This is a genomic window from Bradyrhizobium sp. (assembly GCF_030697065.1).
Lineage (GTDB): Bacteria > Pseudomonadota > Alphaproteobacteria > Rhizobiales > Xanthobacteraceae > Bradyrhizobium.
Window position 1 is genome coordinate 1 of sequence record NZ_JAUYQU010000103.1, and the last position, 9,145, is coordinate 9,145.

Genomic DNA, 9,145 nt, shown 5'->3' on the forward strand with positions numbered 1-9,145 from the left:
CTGCGCCGGACTGATGGAATAGAAGCCTTCCGGCGCCTGGCGATCGCCTTCCTTGATCTTCGGTCCGAGGTCGCCCGACCAGCGGCAGATCGGATAGGCCTTCAGGAGCGCGAAGCGGCCGGAGCGGTCCTGCTTCCAGACTTCGAGTTCGGCTTCCTGCTTGAAGATGCGGACCAGCATCGGCGACTGCAGGTCCATGTCCTTCGCCGTCATTTCGGCGATCAGCTTGGGCGAGACCGGCTGGTTGGCCTTGGCGTTATTCGCCAGCGAGATCTGGTCGCTGTTGCAGCCGGCCAGCAGCACACCGGCCGCGAGCGCGGCCGAGGTAATGAGCGCGCGATACAGCGAGCGATAGATCAATGCCGAGCTCCACACCCAAAGGGCAATTCTGAACGCAATCTAAATCGCAACTTTCGCACCGCAAACATGGCGTCCAGGCCCTGAAGCCATTGACTAAAATACTACCCTTTGGGTCCCGTGGTCGCAAGCCGAGGGCGGCCTGGCGATCGGTTCCCCGTCAGGCATGGTCAATAGAGGTTAAATATCGATGTCTGGGCCTAATTGGGGCCGAAATGGCTGAATCGCGAAAAAGCCCGACATTGGCGATCGGGCCGCCATTGCGCGGCCATTTTCCACCGGAAATGCCCGTTTCAGGCCAGCTTGCGTCCGATATCGAGGAATTTTTGCCGGCGCTGTCTGCGAATCATGTCGGGGTCGAGGTTGCGCAGGTCGTTGAGAGCCTGCTCGATGGCATCGCCGGTGGTCGCGATCATGGCGGCGGGGTCGCGATGGGCTCCGCCGTCGGGTTCCTTCAAGATCGAGTCGATCACGCCGAAGCGCAGCATGTCCTGGGCCGTGATCTTCATGCTGGTCGCGGCTTCCTGCGCCTTGGTGCCGTCGCGCCACAGGATCGAGGATGCCGCCTCCGGCGAGATCACGCTGTAGATGGCGTGCTCGAACATCAGTACGCGGTTTGCGGTCGTGATCGCGATGGCGCCGCCCGACATGCCCTCGCCGGTGATGATCGCGACATTGGGCACCCCGAGCGACAGGCAGGCGTCGGTGGAACGCGCGATCGCCTCGGCTTGCCCGCGCTCCTCGGCGCCGATCCCCGGATAGGCGCCGGCGGAATCGACCAGCGACAGCACGGGAATGCCGAACCGGTCGGCCATCTCCATCAGCCGGACCGCCTTGCGGTAGCCCTCGGGCCGCGCCATGCCGAAATTATGCTTGATGCGGGATTCGGTGGTGGCGCCCTTTTCCTGGCCGATCACGCAGATGCTCTCGCCGCGAAAGCGGCCGAAACCGCCTACCAGCGCTTCATCCTCGCCGAACTTGCGATCGCCCGCGAGCGGGGTGAATTCGGTGATCAGCGCATTGATGAAATCGGTCAGATGCGGGCGCTGATGGTGCCGTGCCACCAGCGTCTTCTGCCATGGCGTCAGGTTGGCGTAGAGTTCGGCCAGGGCCTGTGCAGCCTTCTCCTCGATCCGCGAAATCTCTTCGCCGATGTCGCTGCCGGTGGCCGCCAGCGCGCGCAGCTCATCGACCTTCGAATCGAGTTCGGCGACGGGCTTTTCAAAATCGAGATAGGTGCTGCGCATGTGATCCGGCATCTAGGTAATATAAGGACGAAGCGGCGTGGACGCGAAGCGGTTTCCGGTTGTGTGGAGAAGGCACGCGATTTCAATCATTTAGCGTGCGGTCCGACGCAAATCGGGGTTCCCGTTTTCGCTTCAACGCGCAAGGGGTCGCGGGCGGGAGCTGGCTGTTTCGGGGCAGAAGGCGCCGAAGTCAAGGCGGCAAAGTGCGAGGCTACTTCTCCGACAGCGGATGCAGGTCGCGCACCAGGCTCTTCAGCCGCTCCTCCACCACATGGGTGTAGATCTGCGTGGTCGAGATGTCGGTGTGGCCGAGCAGCGTCTGCACGATCCGCAGGTCGGCGCCATTGTGCAGCAGGTGGCTCGCAAAGGCATGACGCAGCACGTGCGGAGAGACCAGCCGCGGCGCCAGGCCGGCCGCTGCGGCGAGTTCCTTCAGCTCGCGGGCGAAGTGCTGCCGCGTCAGATGCCCGCTCTCGCCGAATGAGGGGAACAGCCATTTCGAGGCTGCGGCGTTTTTTTTCTTCTCCGGCTTCAGCGCTTCCATCGCCGCGAGGTAGTCGGCCATCGCCAGCCGCGACGCTTCGTTCAGCGGCACCAACCGCTCCTTGTCGCCCTTGCCGCGCACCACGATCATGCTGATGTCGCGCCGCGCCGCCGAGCGCGGCAGCGCCACCAGTTCCGATACCCGCAAGCCGGTGGCGTAGAGCACTTCCAGCAGGCAGTGGAACCGCAGCGCGCGAAGCCGCTGCGGCGCAGAGGCTTCGCCGGCGGCGGTCATCGCCTTGGCCTGCACAAGCAGGCGATCGACATCGGCGATCGACAGCACCTTCGGCAGGCCACGGCCTCGCTTGGGGCCGGACAGGATGGCGGCGGGATCGTCGCTGCGGATCCGCTCGTTGAGCAGGAAACGAAACAGATGCCGCAGCGCCGACAGCCGGCGCGCCACGGTGGTGGATTTGAAGCCGCGGGAATCGAGGTCGGCGAGATAGCCGCGCAGCGCCTCGGTTTCGACGTCGACAAAGCCCTTGCCGCTGCCGGCGAGGAATCCCTGGAAATCCGTGAGGTCGCCGCGGTAGGCGTCAAGCGTATTGTCGCCGGCGCCCTGTTCGGCCGCCAGCATGTCGAGGAACAGGTTGATCAGCTTGGCATCTGAGGGTCTGGAGCGCATCCGCCCACTCTAGCGCCTATTTCTTGAGAAACCTGTCCGGGGGGATGGTGACGGTCATTTCCCGCGGCTTCGGATTGACGAAGTTTGCCAGCGCGAAAACCACGCCATAGACGATTCCGCCGAGGATGGTGACGACCGTCAAAAAGCGGAACAGGCTGGGCATCGGTAAGCCTCAGGCGGCGAATTAACCATTGAAATCATCGGGGGCCCGACTACGAACATGTTCGTCCTTCCGTGGCAAGAGTCTCTGGCAACGGTATCGGCGGGGGTAGTATAGGTGGCGCAGAATGCCGCCATCCGACGCGAAATGAGCAATTTGATGCCCGATACAGCCACACCGGCCGGCGGCACCTCGCAGGAGGCCGAGATCATCTCGGCGCTGGGAACGCGCTCGGTCGTGCTGGTCGGCATGATGGGGGCCGGCAAATCCACCATCGGACGGCGGCTGTCGACGCGGCTGCATCTGCCGTTCCTCGACGCCGATATCGAGATCGAAGCGGCCGCCGGGATGTCGATCCCCGACATTTTCGAAACCCACGGCGAACCGCATTTTCGCGACGGCGAGGCGAGGGTGATCGCGCGGCTGCTCGACGGCGGACCCGCGGTGATCGCCACCGGCGGCGGCGCCTTCATGCGCGAGGAAACCCGCAGCCGCATCCGCGACAAGGCGGTTTCGCTCTGGCTCAAGGCCGATGCCGATATCATCATGAAGCGGGTCAAGCGCCGCGCCGATCGTCCACTGCTGCAGACTGCCGATCCGGCGGCGACTGTCGGGCGCCTGATCGAGGAACGCGAGCCGGTGTATCGGCGTGCCGATCTGACGGTCTGGTCACGCGACGTGCCGCATGAGCGAATCGTCGATGAGTGTCTCGATGCCCTGCATGCCTGGTTGTGCGGCGGCGGGTCCAGGCAGATCTCCAGTACATTGAGTGCCACACCATGACCGCGCCGCTGAAGCACTCCGATTCCGTCATCGTCGACGTCGCGCTCGGCGACCGCAGCTACGACATCGTCATCGGCCGCGATGTGCTGCAATCGCTGGGCCGGCGCGTCGCCGCGTTGCGGCCCGGCGCGCGTTCGGCGATCGTGACGGATCGCACGGTCGCAAAGCACTGGCTGGCGCAAACCGAGGCCTCGCTGTCGGAGGCCGGCATCGCCTCGTCGCGGATCGTCGTCGATGAGGGCGAGGGCTCGAAAACCTATGCCGGGCTCGCCCAGGTTTCGGAGGCGCTGATCGCGGCCAGGATCGAACGCAACGATCTGGTGATCGCGCTGGGCGGCGGCGTGGTCGGCGATCTCGCCGGCTTCGCGGCGGCGATCCTGCGCCGCGGCGTCGATTTCGTGCAGGTGCCGACCTCGCTGCTGGCGCAGGTCGATTCCTCCGTCGGCGGCAAGACCGGGATCAATTCGCCGCAGGGCAAGAATCTGCTCGGCGCGTTCCACCAGCCGTTGCTGGTGGTTGCCGACACCGCGGTGCTCGACACCCTGTCGCCGCGCCAGTTCCGCGCCGGCTATGCCGAGGTTGCCAAATACGGCGTGCTCGGCGACGGCGCCTTCTTCACCTGGCTGGAGGCCAATCACGCCGACATTTTCAGCGGCGGCGCCGCGCGCGAACACGCCATCGCCACCTCCTGCCGCGCCAAGGCGGCGATCGTCGCGCGGGACGAACGCGAAACCGGCGAACGCGCGCTGCTCAATCTCGGCCATACGTTCGGGCATGCGCTGGAGGCGGCCACCGGTTTCTCCGACCGGCTGTTCCACGGCGAAGGCGTGGCCGTCGGCATGGTGCTGGCGGCGGAATTTTCGGCGCAACTCGGGATGATTCCCGAAGCCGACGCGGCCCGTATCAAACGTCACCTTGCCGAAGTGGGCCTGCCGACCCATTTGCAGGACATCGCGGGATTTGCCCAGGAAGGACTGGCCGACGCAGACGCGCTGATGGCGCTGATGGCGCAGGACAAGAAGGTCAAGCGCGGCCGCCTCACCTTGATCCTGCTCGAGGCGGTCGGTCGCGCCGTGATTGCCAACGACGTCGAGCCTTCGCGGGTTCGCGGGTTTCTTGCCGAAAGACTCGCGCGCAAGCCCTGATTCCAGCCGACCATATCGAGCCCCGCCCCCGGCCTCACAGGACCGCAATGACCGAGTCGATCTTCAATCTGCTGATCGCCATCTTCCTGCTCGCCGCCAACGCCTTCTACGTGGCCGCGGAGTTCGCGCTCGTGAAGAGCCGGGGCTTTCGCATCAACGCGATGGTGGAGCAAAATCGCTTCGGCGCGCGCCTGCTGCAGCAAATGATGGGGAATATCGAGGCCTATCTCGCCTGTTGCCAGCTTGGCATCACGATGGCCTCGCTCGGTCTCGGATGGGTGGGCGAACCGACGGTGGCAGCACTGCTGGAGCCGGTGCTGGCCCCGTTGGGGATGTCCGATTCGGCGCTTCATTTCACGTCGTTTCTGGTCGGTTTCCTGGTGTTTTCCTCGCTGCATATCGTGATCGGGGAGCAAGTTCCGAAGACGCTGGCGATTCGACAGCCGGTACCGGTATCGCAATGGATCGCCTATCCGCTCTATGTCTCCTTCCTGCTGTTCTATCCATTGAACTGGCTGCTCAATGCCGCGTCCCGTTCGATCCTTCAGATGCTCGGCGTCAGGGAAAACCTCAACCAGGAAATTCTCACCGACATCGAGATCCGGGGGCTGGTGGAGATGTCGGCCGAGCATGGCGAGATGGAACAGGGCGAGGCGGAATACATCCAGAATGTTTTCCGTTTTGGCGAATTGGAGGTCTCGGACGTGATGGTCCACCGCACCGAGATGGTGATGCTCAACGCCGATCTTCCGCCCGAGGAACTGGTGCGCGAGGTGCTGGCGACCGAATACACGCGAATTCCGCTTTGGCGTGAAAAGCCGGAAAACATCATCGGCGTGCTGCACGCCAAGGATCTGCTGCGCGCGATCCGGGCCGCCGACGGCGATACGACCAGAATCGACGTCGCGGCCATCGCGCTGCCGCCATGGTTCGTGCCGGAGATGCGCCCCGTCGCCGATCAGTTGAAAGCCTTCCGCCGCCGCAAGACCCATTTCGCGCTGGTGGTCGACGAGTACGGCGAAGTCGAAGGCATGGTGACGCTGGAGGACATCCTGGAGGAAATCGTCGGCGATATTTCCGACGAGCACGATGTGGTGGTGGCCGGGGTCCGCGGCCAGCCCGACGGCTCGGTGGTGGTCGACGGCTCGGTGCCGATCCGCGATCTCAACCGTGCGATGAACTGGCACCTGCCCGACGAAGAGGCAACCACGGTTGCCGGCCTCGTGATTCACGAGGCGCGGTCGATCCCGGAACGCGGCCAGAGTTTCACCTTCCACGGCTTCCGTTTTCGCGTGCTGCGCCGGGAGCGCAACCGGATCACGGCACTTCGGATCGTCCCGGTGCCGCGCGAGGCCGAACTCGAGGAAAAGAAGCCGAAGCGGGCGGGCACGTCGTTCTAGGAGATTTGATGCCTCGCCAGCGCGGGGCATGACATCAGGGACGGTTTATGCGGCCCCGGCTTCCCCCGGGGCCTGGGCCTTGATCGCCAGCGCATGCACGGTATCGGCGAGTTCCGCCTCGAGCACCGAATTAATCATGCGGTGGCGTTCGATCCGGCTCTTCCCTTCGAACGCCGACGATACGATATAGAGCCTGAAATGCGTCTCGCCGCCCGGCCTGTGACCGGCGTGGCCCTCATGCAGATGTGATTCATCCGTGACGTCGAGGCTCTCCGGCGCGAAAGCTTCACGCAACTTGTTTATGATAGTGTCTCTGGCGCTCATGGCGGGGCAATACGTCCGATGCCGTGTTTCGTCAATGGCGCTTCACGAGAGCGAGGGATTCGCAATGTCAAGACTTGAAGCTTTTCGCATTGCGTTGTCATAGTCAGCCATGGCGATTGATTCATCCAAATTCTTCGACAGCATCCGCATCAAGCCCAACAAGCTGAGCGCGAAGCAGCAGGCGGCCGCGCGCGAAGAATCCGCCATGTGCGAATGGCCGGAGTGCAAGAACAAGGGGCCACATCGCGCGCCCAAGGGCCGCGAGAACTCGAAAGAGTACTGGCACTTCTGTCTCAACCACGTCCGCGAATACAACCAGTCCTACAATTTCTTTTCCGGCATGGCTGCCGACGCGGTCGCGCGCTACCAGAAGGATGCGCTGACCGGCCATCGTCCGACCTGGAAGATGGGCGCCAATGGCGGCAAGAAGGGCAAGGCTGGCGCCGAGGCCGATATCGACGCCGCTTCAGACCCGTTCAGCATGTTCTCGGAGCTCAACGGCCGCGGCCGCTGGCGGCCGGGTCCCGGCGGCGCCGCCGGCGAAACCAAGGTCGAGACCCGAAAGATCTTCAACGCCGAGCGCAAGGCGCTGCAGGTGATGGGGCTCGGCCCCGAAGCGACGCTGGAAACCGTCAAGGCGAAATACAAGGCGCTGGTCAAGCAGCACCATCCCGATGCCAATGGCGGCGACCGCTCCACCGAGGATCGCCTGATCGAGATCATCAAGGCGTATAATTACCTCAAGACGGTGGTGCGCGGCGTTTGAGCCGGCCTCGAACCCCTAGCGGGTATCGTTTCCTTCGGGCGCTGACGTGATCATGTGCCTGCGCCTGCGGCGGATGATCCAGGCGGCCAGCGCGGCCAGCAGCGCGCCGCCGGTCACCGTCAATATCCAGTAATGTTTGCCGATCCCGGTGTGATGCGGAATACCGGCGTATTCATGCAACGCGGAGACTGCAAGCACCCCCGGCAGCACATGGGCGGCCGCCCATAGCAGGATTGCCGGGATGTTGACGGCGAAAAAGTTCAGCGGCGGCATGCCGAGCGCGCCCGCCGTGACCGGCACGAAGGCGCGTATCGGCGGCACGAAGCGCGCGAAGAACACCGCCAGCGTGCCCCAGCGATGAAAGAACGCCTCGCTCCGGGCGACCAGCCGCGGGTAATTCGACAGCGGCCCGGCGCTCAGGATTTTGCGTTGGGCGCGATGACCGATCCAGAACGCCATTCCATCGCCGAGCATGGCGCCGGCGATTGCGGCCGCCAGCACCGGTCCGAGCCGCAGTTCGCCGCCGGGCACCAGCGCGCCCAGCGCCAGGATGATGGTCGAGCCCGGAATCACCGCGCCCAGCACGGGAATGGCCTCCAGCAACGCGGCGAGAAACAGCGTCAGATAGCCCAGCCAGGGGTGCGCGGCGATGAACGCAATCCAGGGATCGAGGAAGGAAGCCATGAAATCCCGGGTGTCGGCTGCAGTCGGTTTGGCCGCGGGCCCAATATAGACCATGGGGAAGGCGGAAAAAGCCGCCGTTTCCGGTCCGCACCCACTTTCGACGGCCGAAAGTACGGCGTGATTCGCAGGGCAGCCTTCCAAAAACCGGGGTCAGCACCTATCTTGATGATAACGCAGCGGAACTTTGATTGAGCAGCGGGCTTCTGCCGGCCGTTGCACTCTGATAGGTTCCTGTGAGCACCCATCCGCAGCCATTCAGCAAATCTGGTTTCGGGAGCGTCCGAGACCTCGGAGGATTGATGACGACCGCCGCCATGACCAAAGTGCACGAGCCCGCCGGTTTGCCTGATATGAAGGTGTCGGTCCGTCAGGTATTCGGTATCGACAGCGACCTTGAGGTGCCGGCCTATTCCGAGGTCGACCCGCATGTGCCGGATGTCGATTCGGATTACCGCTTCGATCGCGCCACCACGCTCGCCATTCTCGCCGGCTTCGCCAAGAACCGCCGCGTCATGGTCACGGGCTATCACGGCACCGGCAAGTCGACCCATATCGAGCAGGTCGCGGCCCGGCTGAACTGGCCCTGCGTGCGGGTCAATCTCGACAGCCATATCAGCCGCATCGATCTGGTCGGCAAGGACTCGATCGTCGTGCGCGACGGCAAGCAGGTCACCGAATTCCGCGACGGCATTTTGCCGTGGGCGCTTCAGCACAACATCGCGCTGGTGTTCGACGAATACGACGCCGGCCGCCCGGACGTGATGTTCGTGATCCAGCGCGTGCTGGAAGTGTCCGGCCGCCTGACGCTGCTCGACCAGAACAAGGTCATCAAGCCGCATCCGGCGTTCCGCCTGTTCTCGACCGCCAACACGGTCGGCCTCGGCGACACGACCGGCCTCTATCACGGCACGCAGCAGATCAATCAGGGCCAGATGGACCGCTGGTCGATCGTGACGACGCTCAACTACCTGGCGCACGACCAGGAAGTGAACATCGTCATCGCCAAGACGCCGATGTACGACAACGACGAAGGCCGCAAGATCGTCTCCGCCATGGTGGCGCTGGCCGATCTCACCCGCGCCGGCTTCATCGCCGGCGACATCTCGACCGT

General features: G+C 64.1%; 11 protein-coding genes. 5 read left to right on the plus strand and 6 right to left on the minus strand.

From position 1 onward, the window contains the following. The 4 genes from Q8R73_RS07645 to Q8R73_RS07660 form a co-directional block, all read right to left on the minus strand. On the minus strand, positions 1–360 hold a 360-nt coding region (locus Q8R73_RS07645; RefSeq protein WP_371126055.1), incomplete at its 3' end, for a murein L,D-transpeptidase family protein. Positions 361–650: 290 nt separating this feature from the next. Further along, on the minus strand, positions 651–1,616 hold the full coding sequence (locus Q8R73_RS07650; protein ID WP_305718936.1) for an acetyl-CoA carboxylase carboxyltransferase subunit alpha: 966 nt from the start codon (positions 1,614–1,616) through the stop codon (positions 651–653). A 199-nt stretch (positions 1,617–1,815) separates the two neighbouring features. Then, on the minus strand, positions 1,816–2,772 hold the full coding sequence (gene xerD, locus Q8R73_RS07655) for a site-specific tyrosine recombinase XerD (RefSeq protein WP_305718937.1): 957 nt from the start codon (positions 2,770–2,772) through the stop codon (positions 1,816–1,818). A gap of 16 nt (positions 2,773–2,788) precedes the next feature. Next, positions 2,789–2,935 (minus strand): histidine kinase, encoded by a 147-nt coding sequence (locus tag Q8R73_RS07660; RefSeq protein WP_305718938.1) that lies wholly within the window; start codon positions 2,933–2,935, stop codon positions 2,789–2,791. A gap of 156 nt (positions 2,936–3,091) precedes the next feature. On the opposite strand from Q8R73_RS07660, the gene Q8R73_RS07665 reads away from it, so the two are divergent. The 3 genes from Q8R73_RS07665 to Q8R73_RS07675 are packed head-to-tail and all read left to right on the plus strand — an operon-like array spanning position 3,092 to position 6,260. After that, on the plus strand, positions 3,092–3,715 hold the full coding sequence (locus Q8R73_RS07665) for a shikimate kinase (protein WP_305718939.1): 624 nt from the start codon (positions 3,092–3,094) through the stop codon (positions 3,713–3,715). Continuing rightward, the gene (gene aroB, locus Q8R73_RS07670) at positions 3,712–4,860 is read left to right on the plus strand and encodes a 3-dehydroquinate synthase (RefSeq protein WP_305718940.1); all 1,149 of its coding nucleotides are present in this window, start codon (positions 3,712–3,714) and stop codon (positions 4,858–4,860) included. The genes Q8R73_RS07665 and aroB overlap by 4 nt, the downstream gene beginning before the upstream one ends. 47 nt (positions 4,861–4,907) lie before the next feature. After that, positions 4,908–6,260, plus strand: coding sequence for a hemolysin family protein (locus Q8R73_RS07675; RefSeq protein ID WP_305718941.1), 1,353 nt, complete (start codon positions 4,908–4,910; stop codon positions 6,258–6,260). Between the two features lie 45 nt (positions 6,261–6,305). Here Q8R73_RS07675 and Q8R73_RS07680 read toward each other — a convergent pair whose 3' ends face one another. Further along, positions 6,306–6,584, minus strand: coding sequence for a BolA family transcriptional regulator (locus tag Q8R73_RS07680; protein WP_305718942.1), 279 nt, complete (start codon positions 6,582–6,584; stop codon positions 6,306–6,308). Positions 6,585–6,693: 109 nt separating this feature from the next. On the opposite strand from Q8R73_RS07680, the gene Q8R73_RS07685 reads away from it, so the two are divergent. After that, positions 6,694–7,350, plus strand: a complete 657-nt coding sequence (locus Q8R73_RS07685; protein WP_305718943.1) for a J domain-containing protein — start codon at positions 6,694–6,696, stop codon at positions 7,348–7,350. 15 nt (positions 7,351–7,365) lie between these two features. Here the strand turns inward: Q8R73_RS07685 and Q8R73_RS07690 are convergent, their stop codons facing one another. Continuing rightward, entirely contained in the window at positions 7,366–8,034 is a 669-nt protein-coding gene (locus Q8R73_RS07690; RefSeq protein WP_305718944.1) for a DedA family protein, read from the minus strand. A 299-nt stretch (positions 8,035–8,333) separates the two neighbouring features. Here Q8R73_RS07690 and Q8R73_RS07695 point away from each other — a divergent pair. Then, the coding region (locus tag Q8R73_RS07695; RefSeq protein WP_305718945.1) for an AAA family ATPase at positions 8,334–9,145 on the plus strand (812 nt) is incomplete at its 3' end.